This window comes from Limnothrix sp. FACHB-1083 (assembly GCF_014696485.1).
Taxonomy (GTDB): Bacteria; Cyanobacteriota; Cyanobacteriia; order CACIAM-69d; family CACIAM-69d; genus CACIAM-69d.
In genome coordinates, this window is sequence record NZ_JACJQD010000002.1 from 44,033 (window position 1) to 68,096 (window position 24,064).

Annotated in this window: 16 protein-coding genes; 6 read left to right on the forward strand and 10 right to left on the reverse strand. The window is 56.4% G+C overall.

The genetic code is table 11. The annotated features are described in order from the left end of the window. Positions 1-151: 151 nt before the first annotated feature. Both psaB and psaA read right to left on the reverse strand, forming a co-directional pair. Positions 152-2,365 (reverse strand): photosystem I core protein PsaB, encoded by a 2,214-nt coding sequence (gene psaB, locus H6F46_RS02170; protein WP_099532035.1) that lies wholly within the window; start codon positions 2,363-2,365, stop codon positions 152-154. A gap of 74 nt (positions 2,366-2,439) precedes the next feature. Next, complete coding sequence (gene psaA / locus H6F46_RS02175; protein WP_190353391.1) at positions 2,440-4,698, reverse strand: photosystem I core protein PsaA; 2,259 nt, start codon at positions 4,696-4,698, stop codon at positions 2,440-2,442. A gap of 630 nt (positions 4,699-5,328) precedes the next feature. On the opposite strand from psaA, the gene H6F46_RS02180 reads away from it, so the two are divergent. Continuing rightward, positions 5,329-7,122: a hypothetical protein gene (locus tag H6F46_RS02180; RefSeq protein ID WP_190353392.1), complete on the forward strand. Its 1,794-nt coding sequence runs from the start codon at positions 5,329-5,331 to the stop codon at positions 7,120-7,122. Positions 7,123-7,260: 138 nt separating this feature from the next. Here the strand turns inward: H6F46_RS02180 and H6F46_RS02185 are convergent, their stop codons facing one another. From H6F46_RS02185 to H6F46_RS02215, 7 genes are all read right to left on the reverse strand, one after another. Continuing rightward, positions 7,261-9,150 (reverse strand): glycosyltransferase family 39 protein, encoded by a 1,890-nt coding sequence (locus H6F46_RS02185; RefSeq protein ID WP_199291351.1) that lies wholly within the window; start codon positions 9,148-9,150, stop codon positions 7,261-7,263. A gap of 40 nt (positions 9,151-9,190) precedes the next feature. Continuing rightward, positions 9,191-10,072: a glycosyltransferase gene (locus H6F46_RS02190; protein ID WP_190353393.1), complete on the reverse strand. Its 882-nt coding sequence runs from the start codon at positions 10,070-10,072 to the stop codon at positions 9,191-9,193. A 143-nt stretch (positions 10,073-10,215) separates the two neighbouring features. Next, the gene (locus H6F46_RS02195) at positions 10,216-11,289 is read right to left on the reverse strand and encodes a glucose-1-phosphate thymidylyltransferase (protein ID WP_099532039.1); all 1,074 of its coding nucleotides are present in this window, start codon (positions 11,287-11,289) and stop codon (positions 10,216-10,218) included. A gap of 197 nt (positions 11,290-11,486) precedes the next feature. Continuing rightward, positions 11,487-12,365, reverse strand: coding sequence for a dTDP-4-dehydrorhamnose reductase (gene rfbD / locus H6F46_RS02200; RefSeq protein ID WP_190353394.1), 879 nt, complete (start codon positions 12,363-12,365; stop codon positions 11,487-11,489). Between the two features lie 12 nt (positions 12,366-12,377). Continuing rightward, positions 12,378-12,935 (reverse strand): dTDP-4-dehydrorhamnose 3,5-epimerase, encoded by a 558-nt coding sequence (gene rfbC, locus H6F46_RS02205; RefSeq protein ID WP_190353395.1) that lies wholly within the window; start codon positions 12,933-12,935, stop codon positions 12,378-12,380. A gap of 252 nt (positions 12,936-13,187) precedes the next feature. Next, entirely contained in the window at positions 13,188-14,312 is a 1,125-nt protein-coding gene (locus tag H6F46_RS02210) for a diguanylate cyclase domain-containing protein (protein WP_099532042.1), read from the reverse strand. 1,059 nt (positions 14,313-15,371) lie between these two features. Then, positions 15,372-17,051, reverse strand: coding sequence for an Hsp70 family protein (locus H6F46_RS02215; protein WP_190353396.1), 1,680 nt, complete (start codon positions 17,049-17,051; stop codon positions 15,372-15,374). Between the two features lie 895 nt (positions 17,052-17,946). Between H6F46_RS02215 and H6F46_RS02220 the strand changes: the two genes are divergently transcribed. The 3 genes from H6F46_RS02220 (at position 17,947) to H6F46_RS02230 (ending at position 20,435) form a co-directional block, all read left to right on the forward strand. Next, positions 17,947-18,492, forward strand: coding sequence for a thioredoxin family protein (locus tag H6F46_RS02220; protein ID WP_242027746.1), 546 nt, complete (start codon positions 17,947-17,949; stop codon positions 18,490-18,492). Continuing rightward, a complete protein-coding gene (locus tag H6F46_RS02225; RefSeq protein WP_190353397.1) occupies positions 18,489-19,205 on the forward strand; it encodes a flavin prenyltransferase UbiX in 717 nt (238 codons plus the stop codon). Before H6F46_RS02220 ends, H6F46_RS02225 begins: the two co-directional genes overlap by 4 nt. A 189-nt stretch (positions 19,206-19,394) precedes the next feature. Next, positions 19,395-20,435 carry a hypothetical protein gene (locus tag H6F46_RS02230; RefSeq protein WP_190353398.1) on the forward strand — a complete coding sequence of 347 codons (1,041 nt, stop codon included), beginning with the start codon at positions 19,395-19,397 and terminating at the stop codon, positions 20,433-20,435. A gap of 203 nt (positions 20,436-20,638) precedes the next feature. Here the strand turns inward: H6F46_RS02230 and petH are convergent, their stop codons facing one another. Continuing rightward, positions 20,639-21,865, reverse strand: a complete 1,227-nt coding sequence (petH, locus tag H6F46_RS02235) for a ferredoxin--NADP reductase (protein ID WP_190353399.1) — start codon at positions 21,863-21,865, stop codon at positions 20,639-20,641. 824 nt (positions 21,866-22,689) lie between these two features. Between petH and H6F46_RS02240 the strand changes: the two genes are divergently transcribed. Further along, the gene (locus H6F46_RS02240) at positions 22,690-23,691 is read left to right on the forward strand and encodes a phosphoribulokinase (protein WP_099532239.1); all 1,002 of its coding nucleotides are present in this window, start codon (positions 22,690-22,692) and stop codon (positions 23,689-23,691) included. A gap of 105 nt (positions 23,692-23,796) precedes the next feature. Next, positions 23,797-23,943, forward strand: coding sequence for a hypothetical protein (locus H6F46_RS02245; protein ID WP_190353400.1), 147 nt, complete (start codon positions 23,797-23,799; stop codon positions 23,941-23,943). Positions 23,944-24,064: the final 121 nt, after the last annotated feature.

Below are 24,064 nucleotides of genomic sequence, written 5' to 3' on the forward strand. Positions count from 1 at the left end.
CCAAGCAATCAAGCGATCCTGAGTCGATCGCCCCAGGTCTCCAGAGATTGCAGCGCCATACCAAGCGAGCTATTGGAACGAGCCATAGCAAAATCCCCCAATCTCAGCGAGACCGGGGGATTTTTGCTAGTTACCTAGGAGGCAATCAGATTTAGCCGAACTTGCTCGAAGTCGAGGCGATCAAGAAGGCTGCGTAGGTCACGAAGTAGCCAACGGTGAAGTGGGCCAAACCAACCAAACGAGCTTGCACGATCGACAGGGCCACCGGCTTGTCCTTCCAGCGAACCAGGTTCGCCAGCGGAGTGCGCTCATGCGCCCAAACCAGGGTTTCGATCAATTCTTGCCAGTAACCGCGCCAGCTAATCAGGAACATGAAGCCCGTTGCCCAGATCAGGTGACCGAACAGGAACATCCAAGCCCAAACAGCGAGGTTATTCATGCCATAGGGGTTGTAGCCGTTGATCAACTGCGACGAATTCAGCCACAGGTAATCGCGGAACCAGCCCATCAGGTAAGTCGAGGACTCATTGAATTGAGCCACATTGCCTTGCCACACGCACAGGTGCTTCCAGTGCCAGTAGAAGGTGATCCAGCCGATCGTGTTCAGCATCCAGAACATGGCCAGGTAGAACGCATCCCAAGCCGAGATGTCGCAAGTACCGCCACGGCCGGGACCGTCGCAAGGGAAGCTGTAACCAAAGTCCTTCTTGTCGGGCATCAGCTTGGAGCCACGGGCATCCAAAGCACCCTTGACCAGAATCAAGGTGGTGGTGTGCAGACCCAGAGCGATCGCATGGTGAACCAGGAAGTCGCCAGGGCCGATCGTCAGGAACAGCGAGTTAGCGTTGCTGTTGATTGCTTCCAACCAACCGGGCAGCCACACATCGCCATGGTTCGGCCAAGCCGTCGCCGCCAAGCTATCGGGGTTCGACAGCAGCGTATCGAAGCCGTAGAGCAGTTTGCCGTGAGCCGCTTGAATCCATTGAGCGAAAACGGGTTCGATCAGGATTTGCTTCTCAGGCGTACCGAACGCCACAACCACATCGTTGTGAACGTACAGACCCAAAGTGTGGAAACCGAGGAACAGCGAGACCCAGCTCAGGTGCGAGATGATCGCTTCTTTGTGCTGAAGCACGCGATCGAGCACGTTGTTCTTGTTCTGGGCGGGATCGTAATCACGCACCAGGAAGATTGCGCCGTGGGCAAACGCACCCACCATCAGGAAGCCAGCAATGTACTCGTGGTGAGTAAACAGGGCAGCCTGGGTCGTGAAGTCCTTCGCAATGAAGGCATACGACGGCATCGAATACATGTGCTGAGCCACCAACGAGGTCACAACACCCAGCGAAGCCAGGGCCAGGGCCAGTTGGAAGTGCAGCGAGTTGTTCAGCGTATCAAACAGACCCTTGTGAGCGTCGCCCAGCTTGCCCGAAGGCGGCTTGTGCGCTTCCAAGATTTCCTTGATGCTGTGACCAATACCAAAGTTGGTACGGTACATGTGACCGGCGACGATGAAGATCACCGCGATCGCCAGGTGGTGGTGGGCAATATCCGTCAGCCACAGGGCTTCCGTTTGGGGGTGGAAACCGCCCAGGAAGGTCAAGATTGCGGAGCCAGCCCCTTGAGCCGTGCCAAACACATGGCCAGCCGTATCGGGGTTCTCGGCATACACGCCCCAGTTACCGGTGAAGAAAGGAGCCAAACCAGCCGGGTGAGGAGCCACCGACAGGAAGTTATCCCAACCCACATGCACACCGCGCGATTCAGGAATCGCCACGTGCACCAAGTGACCCGTCCAAGCCAGCGACGACACGCCGAACAGACCCGCCAAGTGGTGGTTCAGACGCGATTCTGCGTTCTTGAACCAGGAGAGGCTGGGGCGGAACTTGGGTTGCAAGTGCAGCCAGCCGGCAAACAGCATCAAAGCCGCCAACACCAGCAGGAACACAGCGCCTTGGTACAGGTCGCCCACAGTGCGCATCCCGATCGTGTACCACCAGTGGTAAACGCCAGAGAACGCAATGTTCACGGGGCCCGAAGCACCACCTTGGGTGAACGCATCCACAGCCGCTTGGCCAAAGTGCGGATCCCAAATTGCGTGGGCGATCGGACGGACGTTCAGGGGATCTTTCACCCACTGCTCAAAGTTGCCTTGCCAGGCCACATGGAACAGGTTGCCCGAAGTCCACAGGAAGATGATTGCCAGGTGACCGAAGTGCGACGCGAAAATCTTTTGATAAAGATTTTCTTCCGTCATGCCATCGTGGCTTTCAAAGTCGTGGGCTGTGGCAATCCCGTACCAGATCCGCCGCGTCGTGGGATCAGCGGCGAGATCCTGGCTAAATTTTGGGAATTTGGTTGCCATAAGTCCTGTTTTTGTCTTAATCCTCGTTGCCGAAGTCGCGTCTCGACCTCAGATGCAATCCGGGGCTAAAGGGATTAGCCGCTGACCGAAATAATTCGAGCCAGGAAGAACGACCAAGTGGTCACAATGCCGCCAAGCAGGTAGTGAGCAACACCCACCGCACGACCCTGAGTGATGCTCAGAGCACGGGGTTGGATCGCCGGAGCCACCTTCAGCTTGTTGTGCGCCCACACGATCGACTCAATCAGTTCTTGCCAGTAGCCGCGACCGCTGAACAGGAACATCAGGCTGAACGCCCACACAAAGTGAGCACCCAGGAACAGCAGACCATAGGCCGACAGAGCCGAACCATAGGAGGTGATCACCTGCGAAGCTTGCGCCCACAGGAAGTCACGCAGCCAACCATTGATGGTAATGGCGCTTTGAGCGAAGTTGCCCGCCGTGATATGAGCCACCGACCCATCAGGGTTCACCGTGCCCCACACATCCGATTGCATCTTCCAGGAGAAGTGGAAGATCACGATCGACAGGGAGTTGTACATCCAGAACAGACCGAGGAACACGTGATCCCAGCCCGACACTTGGCAGGTACCGCCACGGCCCGGACCGTCGCAAGGGAACCGGAAGCCCAAGTTCGCCTTATCGGGGATCAGACGCGACGAACGCGCATACAGCACGCCCTTCAGGAGGATCAACGCCGTCACGTGAATCGTGAATGCGTGGATGTGGTGAACCATGAAGTCAGCCGTGCCCAGGGCGATCGGCATCATGGCCACTTTGCCACCCACCGCCACGACACCGCCGCCAAAAGCGTGGCTGACGATTTCCAAGGCATTAGGAGCCGTGTTACCAGGCGCAAGGGCGTGCAGGTTTTGCACCCATTGCGCAAACACCGGCTGCAACTGAATACCGGTATCCGAGAACATGTCTTGGGGACGACCCAAAGCACGCATCGTGTCGTTGTGGATGTACAGACCGAAGCTGTGGAAGCCCAGGAAAATGCACACCCAGTTCAGGTGCGAGATGATCGCATCGCGGTGACGAATCACGCGATCGAGCAAGTTATCAACGTTCTTCGCCGGATCGTAGTCACGAACCATGAAGATCGCCGCGTGAGCGCCAGCACCCACGATGCAGAACGCGCCAATCCACATGTGGTGGGTGAACAGCGAGATCTGCGTCGGGTAATCCGTCGCAATGTAGGGGTAAGGGGGCATCGCGTACATGTGGTGCGCGATCACAATCGTCAGCGAACCCAACACAGCCAAGTTAACGGCCAGTTGCGCATGCCACGAGGTATTGAAGATTTCGTAGAGACCCTTGTGGCCTTGGCCGGTGTAAGGGCCCTTGTGGGCTTCCAGGATTTCCTTCATGGAATGACCAATGCCCCAGTTCGTGCGGTACATGTGACCAGCCACGATGAAGAGCACAGCCAAAGCCAAGTGGTGGTGAGCCGTATCCGACAGCCACAGACCACCAGTGACGGGGTTCAAACCGCCCTTGAAGGTGAGGAAATCGGCGTAAGCGCCCCAGTTCAGCGTGAAGAAGGGGGTCAGACCCTGAGCAAAGCTCGGGTAGATCTCCGCCATCAGATCCTTGTTTTGGATGAATTCATGGGGCAGCGGAATATCCTTCAGCGCCACACCCGAATCCAGCAGGTGGTTGATGGGCAGAGAAACGTGGATTTGGTGACCAGCCCAGCTCAAGCAGCCCAAGCCCAGCAAGCCTGCCAGGTGGTGGTTCATTGCCGATTCGACATTTTGGAACCATTCCAGCTTGGGTGCTGCTTTGTGGTAGTGGAACCAGCCAGCAAACAGCATCAGGGCAGCCATCACCAGCCCACCGATCGCGGTCACATAGAGTTGATCGCCATTGGTGAAACCGGCGGCCCGCCACATTTGGAAGAGACCGGAGGTGATTTGAATACCGTGGAATCCACCGCCCACGTCGCCATTGAGGATTTCTTGGCCCACAATCGGCCAAACCACTTGGGCGCTGGGTTTGATATGAGTCGGGTCGCTCAACCAGGCTTCGTAGTTCGAGAAGCGTGCACCATGGAAGTACATGCCGCTCAACCAAACGAAAACCACGGCCAAGTGGCCGAAGTGAGCGCTAAAAATTTTGCGCGAAACGTCTTCTAAGTCGCTGGTATGGCTATCAAAATCGTGAGCGTCAGCGTGGAGGTTCCAGATCCAAGTCGTCGTCTTGGGACCCCGAGCCAAAGTTCGATCAAAGTGACCCGGCTTGCCCCACTTCTCGAAAGAAGTCGGAACCGGATTCTTATCAACCGAGACCTTGACTTTTGCCTCTCGCTCTGGAGGGCTAATCGTCATCGAGATTCTCCTCTCTCAAGACAGGAAACGAGGACTATCCACCCGGCTGGCCTTCGCAGCGCCCCAAACAGGGGGGTACAGCGGGTCAGCGATGGTGTTGATCACGGCTTGGATAGCAGGGATCAAGACACGCATCACAGCCAGATTGCCTGGAATTCCCGTCGCATCTAGCTCGCAGTGAACGACCGGGGTGGCTTCTCTCTTGAAGATTATAGACGTGGGTTTTCAAGGGACTTGAGGGGGTTAACAATATTTCAAAATCCGTAAAGCCTCATCCCATGAGGCATTGGAGCTTTTTTATTCAGTAGTAAGATCCAGAAAGTTAGGTTTATAAACTTTACAAACAGTTTGATTAAGAATTGCAAAGCATCTGAGGTCGAGTTGGGTAGTTCTTTGTGGTAAAGGCTGGAAACCGCGGCCCGGCTATGGTTCTCGGATACACTGGACTCGATTTCAAATCGCCTTCAGATCGCAAATTTCGCAGATTTCGCAAGTTTTCCAAATTCTGCATTACCTAGGTTTGCTTAGGATCGCCTAGGTCATATCAGTTCCTATACCCATTACTGAAGATTGCAAAGAGGTAACGAGATGAGGTGGCTCGGGGCGCTGGGTCGAGGGCTAGGGCGGCGAATGGCCTGGGGATGCGTGGTGTTGGTCTGGGGATGCCTCCTGTTGCCGATCGGGGGATGCACCAAGGAGCCACCGCCGCTGGCGACGGCCACGCCGCCTAAACCCAATCAGGGCAAGGTGGTGGGGGCCATTGATGAGGTAGCCCCACCATCGATCGTGCAGCGATTGAATCGGGAGTTGGATCGCTATCAACCCCAGGTGCAGATCATTGCGCCAAGGCCCGATGAAACCCTGACGCAAACACAGGTGGCGGTGCAGTTGCGGGTGCAGGATTTGCCGCTATTTAAGGATGAAGCGCTGGCCGCCGGGCCACATTTAAAGCTGATGTTGGACGATCGCCCGGTGGCAGAGATTTTTGATGTCACGGATCCGATTACGATTAGCGACTTAACGCCGGGAACCCACACAATCCGGGCCTTTGCGGAACGTCCCTGGCATGAAAGCTTTAAGAATGATGGGGCCTATGCTCAGGTGTCTTTCCATGTGTTTGCAAAAACTCAAACCCAGGTTCCCGACTCGGGCCGGCCACTGCTGACCTATAACCAACCGATCGGGACGGTGGGTACGGAGCCGGTGTTGCTGGACTTTTACTTGACCAATGCACCGCTGCATCTGCTGGCTCGGGAGCGGGATGATGATGAGATTGTGGATTGGAAGGTGCGGGTGACGGTTAATGGCGACAGCTTTTTGCTGGATGATTGGCAGTCTATTTATTTGAAGGGATTCCGTCGGGGCAAAAACTGGGTGAAGTTGGAGCTGATCGACGATCGGGGAGAGCTACTGGAGAATGCGTTTAATGAGTCGGTGGCGCTGGTGGAGTTTGACCCCAACCAGACGAGCGCGATCGATCGACTGCTGAAGGGTGCGTTGCCGGAGTCGGAAGCTCGGGCGCTGATTGACCCAACCTATGAGCCACCGGCCCCGGAACCGAAGCCGGCGACCGCGCCTGAGCCGATCGCGCCGTTGCCGCAAGACCTGCCGGCCGTGACTGAAGAATCAAAGACCGAAGCGCCAAAGACCGAAGCACCGGAGGCGATCGCCCCAGCATCAGAACCGGCGGCCCCGTCGATGGAAGCGGTCGAGCCAGAGGACACAGGCGACGAGAAGGCAACAGATAACGACACGATCGACCCGGGTGAGACCCTAGCTCCACAGCCCAGTGCTGTGACTCCGGCGGAGGCCACCGCTCTGGCTCCAGAACCGGAAACGGCCGAGGAGTCAGCGATCATTAACCCGCCTGCGGCTCCGGAACCGGAGCCAATGCCGGAACCCAGTGCCGAGCCAGCTAGCCCAGAGCCAGCTAGCCCAGAGCCACCGGATGCAGCCCTGCCTCAAGCAGAGGCCCAGAGAATCGACCGTTCCCTGAGCGAAGACCGCGAAGAGTCTGCTTCGCCAGCATTGGTGAGCGAACCGGAGCCGGAAGCTGCTCCACCGGATGTGATTGCACCAGCGGAGGCAACAAAGCCGGAACCAGCAGCAACGGAAGTTCCCGCCACGAAGCCGATCGAACCGGCAACCCAACCGGAACCGGCAGCGGTGGCTACACCCAAGTCAGCACCTCCAACAGAAGAAAAACCGCCGATTGTGCTTGAGTCGATCGAGCCGGTGACCCCGGAGCCGATCGTTGAGCCAACGCCATCGGAAACCCCATCGGCCACGGCAACGCCCGATCGCCCCCTCAAGGGCTTGCGCAAACAATTTCTGAAGTGGCTGAAACAGACTCAACAGCAGTTGCCGGATGATTTGAACCTGCCCTTCGACATCAAGCAAGTGCCGATTCCGTCGGGTGATTAGGCAACAATCCCAATCCAGACAGCCCCCAGCTAGGCAGGTCAAATCTAGACAAGGGGCAAAACCAAGTCAGACAAGGGGTTTCACCCCCTTGCCTCATCAAGCGCTTTCTAGCGTTGAACCTTCGTTGAACCTTGCGGGTTAATCGTCTGGATCGGTGGGCGGTTGGTGGTTGGCGAAGGCACGCCGATCGACCCGGAATAATTGATAGGAACCCGCGGCGGCGATCGGTTGACCCACTTGGTCTAAACCGGTTTCCGCCAATTTTTTGCGATCGCCCAACAACAACACCGTGGTCGGTTTGGGGTTGGGGTTAATTTTGAGCGCTTCCCGCTCTCCTTCAATTAACGGAGTCGCCCGTTGGGAGAAGTTAACGATTTGCTGGGTGTAGAACACCACACTCGGTTTGGCAAACCCCACCATCATCAACTCTTCCTCCGGTTGCCGCACCCGAATTACGTCCGCCGACAGGATCCGCAGGGGCAATTGACGTTGGGAATCGAGGGCAAAGGTCACCGGCACGATCGTGCCCACGAAAAACAGCACGCCACCCACCCACGTGATCAGCCACAGCCAGCGATAGCGTCGCCGGTAAATTATCACTGCACCGAAGACAGCAGCGATCGCCCAATCGATCGCCCCCCGCGTAATGGCTCCGGATTCGATCAGCACCTCCCGAATTCGGGGCATGGTTGGATCCTTGATCAACGGCAGCCAGAGGTTTTGGGCACTGAGGGCGATCGCTAAAATGCCCATCACCATGACCGCCGCGATCGCCGTGCGGTGGAATCCCGGCGACACCACATCTTCCGTGGCGATCGGCGGTTCGCTCAATCCCGGTCGGGGCATCGATCGACGCGGGGCCAAGTCTCCACTCAGCAAGTCCCGCCACAGCAGCGCCACCAACAAGCCACCGGCCGGCATCAAGGGCACCACGTAGCTGGGCAACTTGGTCACGGCGATCGTGAAAAAGCCAAACACCCCCAAAAACCAAGCGCCCGCAAACAGGGGCAACCGTTCCACGCGCGATCGCCGCAGCCACCATTTGCGCCGCCAAATTTCCAGCCGCCCCAGGGCGATCGGTAGATACACCGACCAAGGCGCAAAGCCCCAAGCCACCACAATGAAATAGAAAAACCAGGGAGCCGAATGCTGGTTGACCACGCGGGTGAAGCGATCGATGTTGTGGTAGCCAAAGAAGGATTCAACGTAGGCATCCCCATTGGCCAAAATCACCAGCACAAACCAGGGCACGGATAGCAGCGCCACCAGCAGCAAACCCCAGAGCAGCTTCGCTTCTTTCCAGAGCAGCTTGAATTCTCCGAGATATAGCCCAAAAGCCAGAATAATCAGCCCCGGTAGCACCACCCCGATCGGCCCTTTGGTGAGCACGCCGAGGGCCATGGACAGATAGCAGCCCCCATAGGCCAGGGTTTTGACCTGGGGACGATCGCTGGCATAGCCCCAAAAGAAGGCCAGCAGGGCAGTGCTGATGCAGCCGGTGAGCAACATATCGGATACGCCAACCCGGCCCCAGATGATCATGTGGGGTGAAAAGGCGATCGTCCCGGCCCCGATCGCCCCGACTAGCCAGGGTCGCCAAGGGGCTTGTTGACGCGCCTCGCCAGTGACGGAAAAGCGCCAGAGGGTGGCAAAGGCCAGCCCGATCGTGGCCAAGGCCGCCAACCCCGAGGGCAACCGCACGGCCCACTCATTCACGCCCAAAATTTTGTAGGCGATCGCCGTCAGCCAATAGATCAACGGGGGCTTGTCGAAGCGAGTCGCTCCGTTGAAATAGGGCGTGATCCAATCGCCGGTGACGGTCATTTGGCGGGCTGCTTCCGAAAACATCGGCTCCGTTTCGTCCACCAGCCCCACGCTGCCCGAGTGCCAAAACAGGGCGATCGCCCAAACCAGCAGCACCCAAGCCAGGCCCAGCCAGCCCCGCCCCCGATCGTCCAAAGCCGCCAGCCGCCCCATCCAAGAGCGCAACGGCTCCGGCAGCGATCGAGTTAAGCGCAAGTCCAGCATAGGTTTCCGAAAAAGTGGGCCAAGCAAGTCGAGCTTTACTTTAGCGCCGTGGGGAGCCGTTGCGTGTGGATCGCCAACTTTGCCAAGCATCGGCCACACCTTGGAGCTTGGCGCGCGATCGGGCGGGATGCTGCGGCCACTGAGCGATCGCGCTGATCAGAATCCGCGCCAACCGATAGACCAGGGCCCAACGGCTGCCGTGAATCGCCAGGGCCAACAGATAGCCCCCGATCGACCAGCGCAGTTTTCGCTCCGGTTGGCGGCCCGTGACGGTGGAGGTGGCATGGATCACCCGCAAGCTCGGGTCGATCGCCACTGGGTAGCCTTGGCGGGCATAGCGGCGGCAAAACTCGAAATCTTCGTAATACAAAAAGAAGCGGCGATCGAACTGGGGCAAAACTCGAAACGCCGCCAAATTAATCAACAAGCTGCATCCGCTGACCCAATCCGTGGGCTGAATTTTGGGATCGGTGAGGGCTTCTTGGGCGATCGGCTCGATTAAGCCCGATCGCCGATCGAACCGGCCGCCCCGAAACTCCGGCCGGCCGTCGGGTTGGTCGATCGCCGTGCCCAAAATCGCCCAATCAGTCTGGCTCAGGAGCGATCGGGCCGCCGCGATCGTCCCCGCCGATAGCCAAGCATCGGGATTAATCAGCCAAACGATCGCCCCTGGATCGCGATCGGCCACCCAGGCGATCGCCCGATTGCAGGCCCGCCCAAATCCCAAATTCTCGCCGGTTTCCAGGATTGTGCAATGGGCAAATTCAGCGCTGAAGGCATCAAGCGATCGATCCTCCGGTGAATTATTGACGATCAGGATTTGGTAATTCTGATCGGGGCTGTCTTGGGCAAGCGATCGTAATAAATGGGCGATCGATTCCCCACACCAATAATTCACAATCACGAAATAAAAAATCGGCATTTCGCCCCATCAAAATCCAACCCCAAATCCATAACCCTGCCAACCAATCCTGTAGGTTGGGTTTCGCAAGGCTCAACCCAACGCGATCCATGCGAGGCTTGCAGGTGTTGGGTTTCGTGCCTCAACCCAACCTACTGTTGTTGTTAGGTTAATTCGATGTGGGAGTCGTCGCCGATCATGAAGCGGAGGGCTTTCGGGCGTTTTGGCCCCACATGGAGCTTCACCCGTTGACCAATCACGCTGTCGATAATTCGCTCCGTTACGCCCACAATTTCCGCCCCTTCCAAGACCACGCTGTGATCCAAATCCACATCCACCAAATGGGCGCGATCGCTGATGCTGCTGTAGGGGCCAATGTAGCAATTCTCGATCGTGCAATTCTCGCCAATCACCGCCGGGCCGCGCACCGTGGAATTAACGACCTTTGAGCCTTTACCAATTTCCACCCGCCCGATAATTTTGCTCGATTCATCGACTTCGCCATAGTTCCAAGGCTGCAAATCGGTGTCCAGAATAATCCGGTTGGTTTCTAGCAAATCATCCTTTTTACCGGTGTCCAACCACCAGCCTTCAAGGGTGCAGGCCTCAACGGTTTTGCCCGTGTCAATCAGCTTTTGAATCGCGTCCACAATTTCCAATTCGCCCCGGGCTGAGGGTTGAATTTGGGCGATCGCCTCATGAATCACGGGCTGAAAGAAATAAATCCCCACCATCGCCAAATTCGAGGGGGGATTTTTCGGTTTTTCCACCAACCGAATCACTCGCCCCGCCGCGTCCACTTCCGCCACCCCAAAGGCACGCGGATCGGGCACTTCACGCAGGATAATTACCGAATCCACACCGGGCTTTTTAAATTGGTCAATAAACTGACCCAAATCCGCTTGGATGACGTTATCGCCCAAATACATGATGAATGGCGAGTCACCAAGGAATTCTTGCCCCACCGAAACTGCATGGGCTAGCCCCGATGGATGCTCTTGCAAAATATAGGTAATGTTTGCGCCAAACCGACTGCCATCGCCAGTTTTTTCGCGCACTTCGTCGCCGGTTTCCGGGCTAATAATAATCCCAATATCGGTAATACCTGCCGCCACAATTCGCTCGATGCCATACCAAAGAATTGGCTTATTGGCAACCGGCACGAGCTGTTTTGCACCCGTATAGGTCAGGGGTCGCAGGCGGGTTCCTTTGCCACCCGAAAGAATCAAGGCTTTCATGTTATTAACTCGCTGCGATCGCGGTTGATTTGTGGATAACTGATCGAGTCAATGGGGATTCAATCACAGAGTCAGTAGGTTGGGTAGAGCTTTGCGAAACCCAACGTGATTTTGGCAAGGTCTGCTGATGTTGGGTTTCGTGCCTCAACCCAACCTACGGGGCTACGGGGCTACGGGGCTGGGATTCGGGGAGCCATTTAGCGGTTCAGCAGTTCTGGCAGCATTTTGCGGAGGCTGGCCCGCCAATGGGGAGCCGGACTGCCGAGCAACGCCGCCAACTTGCCGCCCCACAGCACCGAATAGGATGGGCGCTGGGCTGGGGTTGGGTAATCCTCCGTGGCGATCGGGACGATCCGTTCCACCGCAAGTTCCAGCCCCAGGGCGCGGGCCTCTTCGATGATGGCTACGGCAAAGTCATACCAGCTAACGGCCCCGCTGTTGGTGTAGTGGTAGACCCCGGCGGTGTCGGCATCCAGGCGGCCGGCAAGCTGCCCGATCGCCCCGGCCAAGTCTCGCGTCCAGGTGGGCGAACCGATTTGATCCGCCACCACCCGCAGTTCCGGGCGATCGGTCGCCAGCCGAATCATCGTTTTCACAAAGTTGCCGGTTTTGCCCGCGCCATAGACCCAGGCGGTGCGGACGATCGCGCTCTGGCCTGGAGCCGTGGCTAAGATCGCCGTTTCCCCAGCCAACTTCGATCGCCCGTAGCTGCCCAGCGGATCGGTGGGGTCGGTTTCCCGGTAGGGTCGCCCCTGCTGCCCGTTGAACACGTAATCCGTGGACACATGGATCAGCCGTCCGCCCAAATCCTTAGCCGCTTGGGCCAAAATCCCGGGAGCCGTGCCGTTGACGGCGATCGCCAAGTCGGCTTCGGTTTCCGCCTTGTCCACGGCCGTGTAGGCGGCGGCGTTCACGATCAAATCCGGCTGAAGCGCCATCACCGCGTCGTAGAGCGTGGCGGTGTCGGCCAGGTTGACCCGATCGCGCCCGGCCGCCGTCAGCTCCCCGATCGCCCCCAACACCGGTTGCAGGGCCTCGCCCAACTGTCCTTGTGCGCCCGTCAATAAAATCCGCATGGTTCCGCGATCCTAGATTTGCCCGTACTCAAACAGATCCGCTTCCGCCAAGGGTTTGGCCGCCTGGTCTTTGCCCGACAGGATCGGTTCGCCATCCAGGTTCCAGGCAATATTGATTTGCGGATCGTTCCACAAAATCGAGCGATCGCCCGCTGGGCAATAGAAATCCGTCGCCTTATAGAGCAATTCCGCCGTCTCGGTCAGGGTGAGGAACCCATGGGCGAATCCCGGCGGAATCCAGAGTTGGCGCTTGTTTTCGGCACTCAGCTCATAGCCCACCCATTGACCAAAGGTGGGCGACCCGCGCCGAATATCCACCGCCACATCAAACAGCGCCCCGGCTCCGGCCCGCACCAATTTGCCCTGGGGCTGTTGCACCTGGTAGTGCAAGCCGCGCAGCACGTTTTTCACGGACTTGGAATGGTTGTCCTGTACAAAGTCCACATCAAGGCCGGTTTTTTCAGCAAAGGTGCGACTGTTGAAGCTCTCATAAAAAAAGCCGCGATCGTCTCCAAAGACCCTCGGCTCAATCAGCAAAACATCGGGAATCTCGGTCGGCGTGACGTTCATGGCGCTGGGGATCGCTCAAAACCGGCCTGAGACTACCACAGACCGGCAACAGAACCGATCGCAAATTGCGAGCGATTAACTCTGGGTGGTTAATTCTGGGCAGCGAATTCTGAGCCGCTGATTTTGGGCGGTTAATTCTGGGCAGCAAGTTCTGAGCAGCAAATTCTGAGCCGCTGATTTTAAGTCGTTGATTTTGGGGGATGAATGCTCAGGGATCGAAGCACCCAGCCTTTGGCAACTGGTTAGCTGGCCCTAACTCTCCAAGAGATAGCGCTTGCAGTAGGTATTGCGCCCTTGCTGTTTGGCCTCATAGAGGGCCGCATCGGCGGCGGCGATCAGATTTTGGGGAGTATTGCCCATTTTGGGAAACTGACAGGCTAAGCCCAAACTGATCGTGACCCAGGGGCTAGCTTCCGATCGCTCGTGGGGAATTTTTAAATTCTCGATCGCCCGTCGCAGTCGATCGATCACCTCCACTGCCATCGTCAAGTCCGTGTCTGGCAACAGAATCGCGAACTCTTCCCCCCCATAGCGAGCCACCAAATCCGTCGCCCGGCGTGTGCCATCCTGCAAGGTGCGGGCCACTTGAATCAAACAATCGTCGCCCGCTTGATGACCGTAATGGTCGTTGAAGCGCTTGAAATAGTCCACATCACAGAGCACCAACGACATTGGGCGATGATCCTGGGCCAGACGTTGCCACTCGCGATTAATCGTGGTGTCAAAGCAGCGACGGTTTGCCACCTGCGTCAGGCCGTCGCTGGTGGCCAAGCGCTCCAGTTCCAAATTCACCGTCAACAGCGTGGCTTCCACCCGCTGCCGCTCCGCCACCTCCCGCTCCAGTTCTTCATTCTTGGCGCGTAACTGCCGGGTCAAGTCCAAAAGCCGCAATTGCAGCTCAATGCGGGCCAAGACTTCTTCTTTTTGGAAGGGCTTGATAATGTAGTCCACTGCGCCTAGTTCCAACCCTTCGAGCTTGCTGGACAAGTCCGAAAGGCCCGTCATAAAGATCACGGGCACATCCCAGTCAGGGTAAAGGGTTTGCAAAGCGCGATAGGTCTCAAACCCGTTCAGCTTTGGCATCACCACATCCATCAAAATCAGGTCAGGATGATCCTTAGGTGGCACATTTTGCAGATATTCAAGGGCCAGTTGACCGTTTTCAACACTTTGAATGCGAAATTTCTTGAAGCGCATCAGGTAGCGCCGCAACAGATCCACGTTGTCGGGAGTGTCGTCAACGATCAACAGTGAGTAGTGTTTGCGGCTGGACTCCATGTCTGGCGATGCGATCGGGTGGGAGAGAGGACTGGATGAGAGTGATGGGTAACTGGCCGCAACATTGGCATCGGTGCGGGCGGTGATCGAATTGCGCATTCTGACAGGTGATCCTCACTCAGCACGACTGGATTCTGCTGCACTGGAGTGATGCAACTAGGGGGGCGATTCACCCCGCTTCAGCACTCCAGAGCGCTGTTGGTTACCCCCTAACTCAAACTCCTGAATAGCACTATTTTTGGCAATCGATCGCGTTTCGAAAGCGATCGCGGTCAATGGACAGGAATGATATGCACCAAGAGACAACTAGCTCCGATGGGTGATGAGCGCACTGGGATTGGGATCCATGGGCCAAGGACTAGTGGTGATCGATGCTGAAAAATTTCTAACCCCCCAAATTCCTAAGACCTAAAGCGCTAGTGGTTGATATCAGTCGGGTTGCAGGTGGAGTTTGTTGAATCTTTCATCCTGCTTCAGCGACTTTCAGGTCAAATTTCCCTCAACTAAGTCAGGTTGGCTGGATCAAGCGGCGACAACAATCGAAACAATAGTCGGAAATTGATTGTAAAAAATGACACAACCAGACCCCGGGAAAGCCCTAAAGACACCCTAGGTTTAGCCATGGCAATTTCGGTTCCCCAACCCAAAATCGAGGACGCACGATCGGGATCAGGGCGATCAAAATTGGGAGACCAGTCAACAGTTACAACGTGAGCAAGGGATAGGCAGAAACCGTCAATTGTTGTTGATCTTGGGTTGGGGTTGGAACTTCTGAAGTTACCCTTACCCACCCCAAGTACCTAATGGTTTGCTAACGGCCTTTTGGGATCTAGCTTACCCATTAGAAGTTGCGAGGTTTCAAACTATCCCGAACTCAGGTGAATTCAGCATGGGGGCTTAGACCACATCGGAGTTCTATTGCATCCAATAGCACCCAATGAAGCCCAATGCAGCCAAGACTGAAGTTGAATGTTTTATCTTGCTCATGCTAACGAATACGAGTCAATACTCGCCAACCCTTGCACATCGTGCCCCAATGTGGCCTGTCAGTTGGGGGAGCTGCGAGCTGGCGAAACACCCCTTGGGCAGCCCATGGCGCTGGTTCAGGGATGAATAGGGATTAACAGCAAGTTCAGAAATGGCGGGACTTACCAGAACTTAACTTAGTTGGGCGATCGGGCATTGGTTAAGCAGGGTGCGATCGCTCAGCAGGTCTTCAACGGTGACTCGCAAGGTGCGATCGGCATCCACTTCAAAGGCCACCCGAATTCGGTCAATTCCAGGCATTCCAGGCGGATCCAATTGAGCCAAACTGCGCGCGCCATCCCGATCATTTAGCGGTTGCACTGAGGCTTGGCCACCGATGGTTTTGGTGACCAATCGATCGCCATCAAAAAAGATTTCGGTGCGCTGTTCTTCGTCGCCCAACTCTCCAAGGATCAGTTCAATTTGGGGCTGATTTTCAATGGAAGCTCCCAAGAGCAATTCAACGGGCTTGGCGGTGGGATAAGGCTGACCTTTGGGGATGATGGGATGCCAACTGTGGCGTTTCTCCCGTTGGTTCCAATAGCGAATTCCGTAGCCGTGATAGAGAAAATCGCGCACTTCTAAGCCGCTGGCCAGTTTCAAGGCTCCTTGGGCGATCGCTTCAAAGGGGCGATCGGTGGCGACTTTTTCGGCAGGGAAATAGTTGCGAATCCAGGACTGAATGGCAGGAATTTGGCTAGTGCCACCTACTAATAACACCGCTTCGATCGACTGGGGTTCTAGTCCCTGGCGAATGGCTTGCTGAAAAATTTGATCTAACGCGCGATCGAGTTGTTGAAACAGACCCCGATCGCGCAAAATGGTTTCCAATTCCGTGCGTGAAAGGCTTAGTTCTAGACTATTAAACGTCGCGTCATCAAAATAGACTTCCTGGGCTGTTTCCTGATGCGAAAGGGCAATTTTGACCCGTTCCGCCAATCGCAGCAAAATTGGCGTTTTCTGGAAAGAATGACCCGCGAGATTGCCCGAGGAATTACCCAAGGCATTGCCTGGCAAATCCACCGCAGATTGCTGTTGACTCCAATAGTCCACAATCCAGTTATCCAAATCGGATCCGCCCAAGTTTAAGCCTGCTTTGGCCAAAACCCTGGCGGTTTTCACGGTTTGTTGGGAATCCTCGATGGCACGGTTCCCCCACTTCAACAAAAACCCCAAGGGCCGGCCAGCACTAGTGGCACTGGGGCGATCGAGCCGCACCAGGGACAGATCCAACGTGCCGCCACCAAAGTCCACCACCAACACCAAGTCCCGATCGCCTGCGCCATAGCCCAAAGCCGCCGCCGTTGGCTCATCCAGCAAACGCACCTGTTCAATTTGCCCCAAGGCCGACTGGGCAATCGCCCGGGTTAACCAATTGCGGTATTGCTCAAAACTATCCACCGGCACGGTCAAAATCAGTTGTGACCCAGCCCCTGCACCGCCCAAAAACTGCTGCTCTGTCAGGGCGCGGGCGATGGCATCTAAAAACCACTGCCCCGCCTGCTCAAAATCCACCGATCGCCCGTCTAACTCGGGCACAAATCCTTGGACGGCGGTTCCGATCCCCCGCTTGAATCCCCGAAATAAGCGCCCATCGGCCAATTGATCCAGCCCCCGGTCGCGCACCGCCTGGCCGGCCACCACCTGACCTTCGGCCGCCTGGGCCACATACAACAGGCTGGGAATGAGCGGCGGGTTGGGAGACTGTCGCACCGAAAGTCCACTGAGATCCAGGGTTTCGGGATTGCCGGTTACGGGGTTGAGATAGGTCACCACCGTGTTGCTGGTTCCAAAGTCGATCGCAATGGTCATGGCAGTGGCAAAGGTGCAATAGGGTGCGTTGGATCATGAATCCATGGCTCAGCCAACAACCAGCCAACCAACCGGGAGCAAGCCATGCCAGGAATTCAGAACTCCAATTCGGTATTGTGCCAGTTTCCCAACGGGTTTCCCAATGGCCTTTTGCCGCTGCCTTTCCCCACTGCTTTCTCCAAATTTTGGTCTCAAGCATGGCCTCAGGTGCTGCCCAAACCCCGATCGCCCCAATTTTCCGAGCCATTCGCGATCGGTTTCTGTTTTCCGCATCCCTTGGCCCGATTCTTGCGGAGTGCGATTTAATGCCAAGACTTGCGAATTAATTACGTAATTTCACGCAGATGTTTTACAAAGCACCCGATCGCCCGGCAAATCCTGACAAATTCCGACGAATTGTCCATCCCATCCTGACTTGCAACCCCTTACTGAAATCTCGCAATCCGAAATTGAGATCTTGCAGAGAGCTTGCATGGCATGGCCGATCCATGACTTGCCAAGGCTTGCCCATCCTGAGCCTTACTGAGCCGCTGATTTCGGAACTAGAAACCAACCGATTGCGCCCGCATGGCAGGTGAATCTAGGGCAAATTCGTAGTCAATCCTGAGCCAAGCCGGAATCTCAACGACGACAGCCGATCGCACCCCGCTTCAAGGTCGCTTTAATATTGCACACCCCGCGATCGACCACAGATCGCAAGTTCATCAATTCCCATCCTGGCGCAAACGGCTTAGGGTTCTTGAGGTTAAATGATTCCAGCGCACGAATCTGGCCGAATCCTCGTAGAATCAATGGAAGTGTGCTTCCGGATAGACGGCTCTCGGCGAAGTGGCACCCCTTCGCTGAGACCCCCAGCAAACTAGCCGTCTGAGCGCGGCGCAACTGGCTTACCCCCATGCTTATGGAACGTATCGGAAAATACGCCCCCGATTTTGAAATTCCTGGGGCCGATGGCAAAGTACACCACTTTGCGACCTATCTCGGTCAATACAAAGCGGCGGTGGTGATTTTCATGTGCAATCACTGCCCCTACGTGGGGATGTATCTCGATCGGCTGAAGGCTCTGCAAGCGGAATTTGAGCCACAGGGCGTAACGCTCATCGGGATCAATGCCAATGATGCCAATCAGTTCCCCGAAGATAGCTTTGATGCGATGAAGGTCTTTGCTCGGGAGCGGGGGCTGAATTTTCCCTACCTGTGGGATCCCACCCAGGATGTGGCGGACTGCTTCGGGGCCAAGAAAACGCCCCAGGCTTTTTTGGTGGATGCCAACAGCGTGATGCGCTACATTGGCGCGGTGGATGACAGCCCCCAGGATCCATCCGTTGTCACGCAGGCTTATTTGCGGGATGCGATCACCAGTTTTTTGGATGAACAGCCGATCGCGATTGCCTTCACGGAGGCGATCGGTTGTTCTGTGAAATGGCGGCCCGGCCGATGACCGGCAGCGTTGAGCACACAGAACTTAGCCCCAACATCTCCCCAAATCTTGATCAATCTCAATCGCGCGATCGAGCGGATCAGCGACCGTTGATTTTGGGAGTTTCGGGAGCTTCGGGCTTGATCTATGCGGTGCGGGCCCTGAAGTGGCTGTTAACAGCGGGCTACGCGATCGAACTGGTAGCTTCCAAGGCGGCCCACATGGTTTGGCAGTCAGAAAACCAAGTGCAGATGCCCCTTGAACCCTTGACCCAGGAAGCTTTTTGGCGATCGCAGGCCGGCGTGCCCACCGGAGGGCAGCTCATCTGCCATCGTTTCGGCAACGTGGGGGCGACCATTGCCAGCGGTTCCTATCGCACGTTGGGCATGGTGGTGATGCCTTGCAGCATGAGCACCGTGGGCAAATTGGCAGCGGGTTTAAGCAGCGATCTCCTGGAGCGGGCCGCCGATGTGCAACTAAAGGAGGGGCGACCGCTGGTGTTAGTCCCTCGGGAAACCCCTTGGAGCTTGATTCACTTGCGGAACCTGACCCAGTTGGCCGAGGCTGGCGCGGCGATCGTGCCGGCCATCCCCGCTTGGTATCACCAACCGCAATCGATTGAGGACTTGGTGGATTTTGTGGTGGCCAGGGCACTCGATCGCCTGGCGATCGACTGTGTGCCTCTCCGGCGCTGGCAAGGGGGCAACGAAACGCCCGAAGACTTGCCGGGCTAAACCCCCTTGTTGAACTTTTTGCAGCCATTCTCATTTTTCAGGCATTCCCAATTACCAGCCCAAGGCCAGACCGCTCCGCATCCCTCCTCCAGCGGAAGCACTCCCATCGGCCCCAATCCAAGCTAGGTTGGTTGAACGGCCAGGTCACGAAACAGCTAAGGTCGTCCGGAGAAGGAGAGAGAGCGGGTAATGGCGCGCCTGTTGGGATTGCTACTGTTGGTGGTGGGGTTGCTGTTGTTAGCAGCTCAAAACCCCTTGCCCCTGCTGCCTTTGGTGGTGTTTGGCCGGCCGATGGTGGCTTTGCCGTTGGGGTGGTGGCTGGCGGGGGCGGTGGCTGCGGGGGCCGCAACGATGGGCCTGATTGGCCTGTTGGTTCAATTGGGCCGGCCGCCTCGCCGTCCGGTGATCGATCGACGGCCAGCCCCTGAATCCGAGCAGTCTCGATCGCCCCGTCAGCGTTTGATTAATCAGCCCTTAGGCGATGAGTTGGAGGACGAGTGGGGCAGCGGGGAATCGGCCAACGAGGGCCAAGCGAAAGGTCAACCGGGCAACGCCTCTTGGCGATCGCGCCTGTTTTCCTTGCAAGCGGAACCGCGCCCTTCCGCCACCGCCGCCGAACTGGAGCAGGAATTAGCCGATTGGACTGTGCCCGATCGCCCGCAGAAGGGTTGGAATCACGATCCAGAGTGGGATGAATGGTCAGAAGCGGCTCCCGACAGCAACCGAACCCAGCCGAGTCCACCCCGATCGAACCCATCGCCGCCTCAGGATCGTCCCCGATCGACCAATCGGATCGATCGCCCCTTTGACCCCGACCCGGCCCCGGCTCGCCCCCAAGCCCCTCAGGCCACCAGCTCAAAACCAGAACCTAAGCCCCTTGAAGCGCCCGCTCGCCCCGCTGCCACCCGCCGCGAAGGAACCAGCTACTCCATTCGCTATCAACGGGACGAGGATAATTTAGAAGAACCAGCAGCAGAAGCGCCAAAAGTAGAAGTGCCCGAAAAGCCAGCAACATCGGCAGCAACGCCCAAGGCCGATCGCGCCGCAACGGCCCAAGGCACAGAATCTTCAAAGCCAGAATCAGAATTGCCACCGCCCGCCGAGCGATCGCGCTCCGTCACCGATGCGGAATATCGCGTTCTGACTCCCCCCGCCCCCCAATCCGCCGCCCCTCAGGTCAACGATTGGGATCGATCGGCCCCCGATGATGACTGGGACGACAATTGGTAGAGCTTGCACTCGCCATTCAACACCCATTCAACCCAAAGCCAATCAAACTCAATACCCAATACAAACTCAATACCCAATACAAACTCAATACTCAATACAAAGGGGCCGTTGCGATCGCAACGGCCCCCTCAATTTCGTGGCAATCCCTAAACCAACTCAGCCATTCCAGCCCAAAACCGGGGTAGGAGCTGAATCCTCAAGGTTTAGTAGGTTTCCACGTGCCAGCGCTCTTCCTTGCGCATCTGCTTCTGATAATCCGCCCAGTTCACGCCAAACTTAGACGCGGCCGCCGACATCCCCTCATCAATGCCCGGCTCCATCCCGCGCAGACCGCAGATGTAAACATGGGTATTGGGTTGTTGCACCAACGCCCACAGCTCATCCGCATTTTCCTTAATGCGGTCTTGGATGTACATCTTGCCGCCTTGGGCGTTCTTCTGTTCCCGGGAAATGGCGTAGGTAATCCGGCAGTGGTCAGGGTTTTCCGCCTGCATTTTTTCCAGATCGTCCTTGTACAGGATGTTGCCGGTATAAGCCACACCAAAGAACAGCCAAGCGAGGCCCTTGAATTGGTAATCCGGGTTGTTTTCCTTAAACATCCGCCACAGGAAGGCGCGGAACGGTGCAATCCCGGTTCCAGTCCCCATCATGATGATGTTGGCATTCGGATCCACGGGCAACAGCATTTCCTTGCCCACGGGCCCCGTGATGGTCACGTCATCGCCGGGCTTCACGTTGCACAGGAAGGTGGAGCAAACCCCTTCAACCCGCTCGCCCGCATCGTTGGTGTAAACCAATTGGCGAACACAGAGGGAAACCGTTTTGTCATCGAGCAAGTCACCATGCTGCGTCGAGGCGATCGAGTACAAACGCAGCTTGTTGGGTTTGCCGTTCTTGTCCGTTCCGGGCGGGATAATGCCGATGCTTTGGCCTTCCAAGTAGCGCAGGTTGCCGCCGCTCAGGTCAAAGGTGATGTGTTGCACCACCCCTTCGCCACCTTCGCGCACCAGACCTTCATTGGAAATCACCTTGCCCGTGAAGGGATTTTTGGGCTTGTAGGTGTTGACCGGTACATTAGTGGGGAAAATATGCTCATGGCTGACGGCGGCGGGCGGCTCGGCCGGAGCACTCGGGGTCGGTTCCGGAGCGGCGGCGGCGGCCACCGGAGCGGCTGGGGTCAAGCCATCATGGCCCGAATCCACGGTCACCGCCACAATGTTGACGATTTTGCCCCCGAGCCGAGCGATGCGACGCATGAAATCATTCATGCGGCTGTAGGGCACGTTAAAGAACACGCTGCCACTCTTGCGAATCGCGTAACCGTTTTTATCGGATTCACTGCTTTGACGTAACCCGGTTACTTCGTAACGAAATACGCGGTTTCCGGCAGTTGTGTTGCTGGCGCTCCCGGCTGCACTGGGACTATACATGACTTGCTATGACTCTAATCAACGTTTAGGAGTGGGTTTCGATCTGCAAAGATTTTAGCCCCTCTGATGCAAGGCCTTCGCTGGGATTCGAGAAACGGTTGCGCTTGCGGGGGCAATGGCAGCTCGCTGGCCAGGTAAAGAATGGGGCGATCGGCCAGGCAAGACCCCCATTAACCTAAACTTGCACGAACGATATCAGTCTGATACGCTACTGACGGTTCGCTTGGTAAAAATACTTAACGAACTATTAATTTTAGACAACGTGCTCGTTAAACAACTTGTGCGATCGCAACGTTGCGGTTAACGCTTGCGGAAGTTGCTTGGGGAGCACTGGTTTCCATTAATCCTTTGGTCACCAATCCCCTAGTAACCGGCTTCCGGTAATGCCTTTCGGCAATGCCCTGCTTCCGGTAATGCGTTGATGACCGATCGCGGTTTCGTTATTTCGCAACGGTAACTTCGCAACGGTCACCCAGCAATTGACGAAATATTCGATCGGCCCCGGCCCTGCACATCGCTGGTTGCAGCGATCGCGACAGGTCAATGGCCGCTTCATTGGGGTCTCGAATCAGCACTTGCTGCCCTCTCCTTTGGAGATCATCAATGGCCGATTCATTTCCCAAAGCAACGGTTCTCGGTGTAATTCATGCCCTTGGGGTTCATGCCAAATAGAGCGCAGACCCGATGTCGTGCATGATTTTGATCGAGTCGCTTTGATCGTGCATCAATTGACTGCGATAATTGCAGGGATTTTCTTAGGCGTTGTTCGCTGCCGAGCACGCCACACATCCCAGCCAAAGTGTCTAGTGATATAGAGGAAACTTATGACCAGCAAGCCAGATCGCGTCGTCTTAATTGGTGTGGCCGGCGATTCCGGGTGCGGTAAATCGACCTTTTTGCGTCGCCTAGAAGACTTGTTCGGCGCAGAGTTAATGACCGTGATCTGTCTGGACGATTACCACAGTCTAGACCGCAAGCAACGTAAGGAAGCGGGTGTGACGGCTCTGGATCCGAGAGCCAATAACTTTGATCTGATGTATGAGCAGATCAAAGCCCTTAAGAATGGCGAAACCATCAATAAGCCCATCTACAACCACGAAACCGGCCTGATCGATCCGCCGGAAGTGGTACACCCCAACCACATTGTGGTGATTGAGGGCTTGCACCCGCTCTATGACGAGCGCGTTCGCAGTCTGTTGGACTTTAGCGTCTACCTCGATATCAGCGATGAGGTGAAAATCGCTTGGAAGATTCAACGCGACATGGCTGAACGGGGTCACACCTATGAGGACGTGCTGACCGCGATCGAGGCCCGTCGTCCGGACTTTGAAGCCTACATTGACCCGCAAAAGACCCACGCCGATGTGGTGCTGCAAATTCTGCCAACGCAGTTGATTGCCAACGACGAAGAGCGCAAGATCCTGCGGGTGCGGATGATGCAGCGCACGGGTGTTGAAGGATTCGAGCCGGTGTATCTGTTTGATGAAGGCTCCACGATCCACTGGACTCCCTGCGGCCGCAAGCTGACCTGCTCTTACCCCGGCATGAAGCTGTTCTATGGGCCTGACACCTACTACGGCAACCAAGTTTCGGTGCTGGAAGTGGATGGTCAGTTCGAGAATCTCGAAGAGATGATCTACGTAGAAAGCCACCTGAGCAACACCTCTGCGAAGTACTACGGCGAAATGACGGAGCTGTTGCTGAAGCACCGTGACTACCCCGGTTCGAACAATGGTTCGGGTCTGTTCCAAGTGCTGACGGGTCTGAAGATGCGGGCGGCCTATGAGCGTTTGACCCAAAAGACGCTGGTGGGTGTGGGTCTGTAAGCGTTCTGAATTCTGGCCTCGAAGCTGGTTCGAGACTAGGCTGAGGAAACAGATAGAAACCCGCCTCGAAGCAGGTTTGGAAACTCAATTTCTGGATCCTTTTCGTTGAAATCCGGGGATCTGAAACAATTTGAAGATAATGGTGGGGATGTTCCATGGGGACATCCTCCTTTTTTGTCGATCGGAATGTCGATCGGGGTGGAGATCGAAGTGGCGATTGAGGTGGTGATCGAGGTGGTGATATTGGATTGATGATTTTGTTGATTAAGCTAGGACATGAGCGCAGGACAAACTGGACGCAGCGAGGCTGATGGGCTGACCAAAGCCTGATAAAAGGGGTTGGGGCCGCGCGATCGGGTTGCCCAACGGCCAC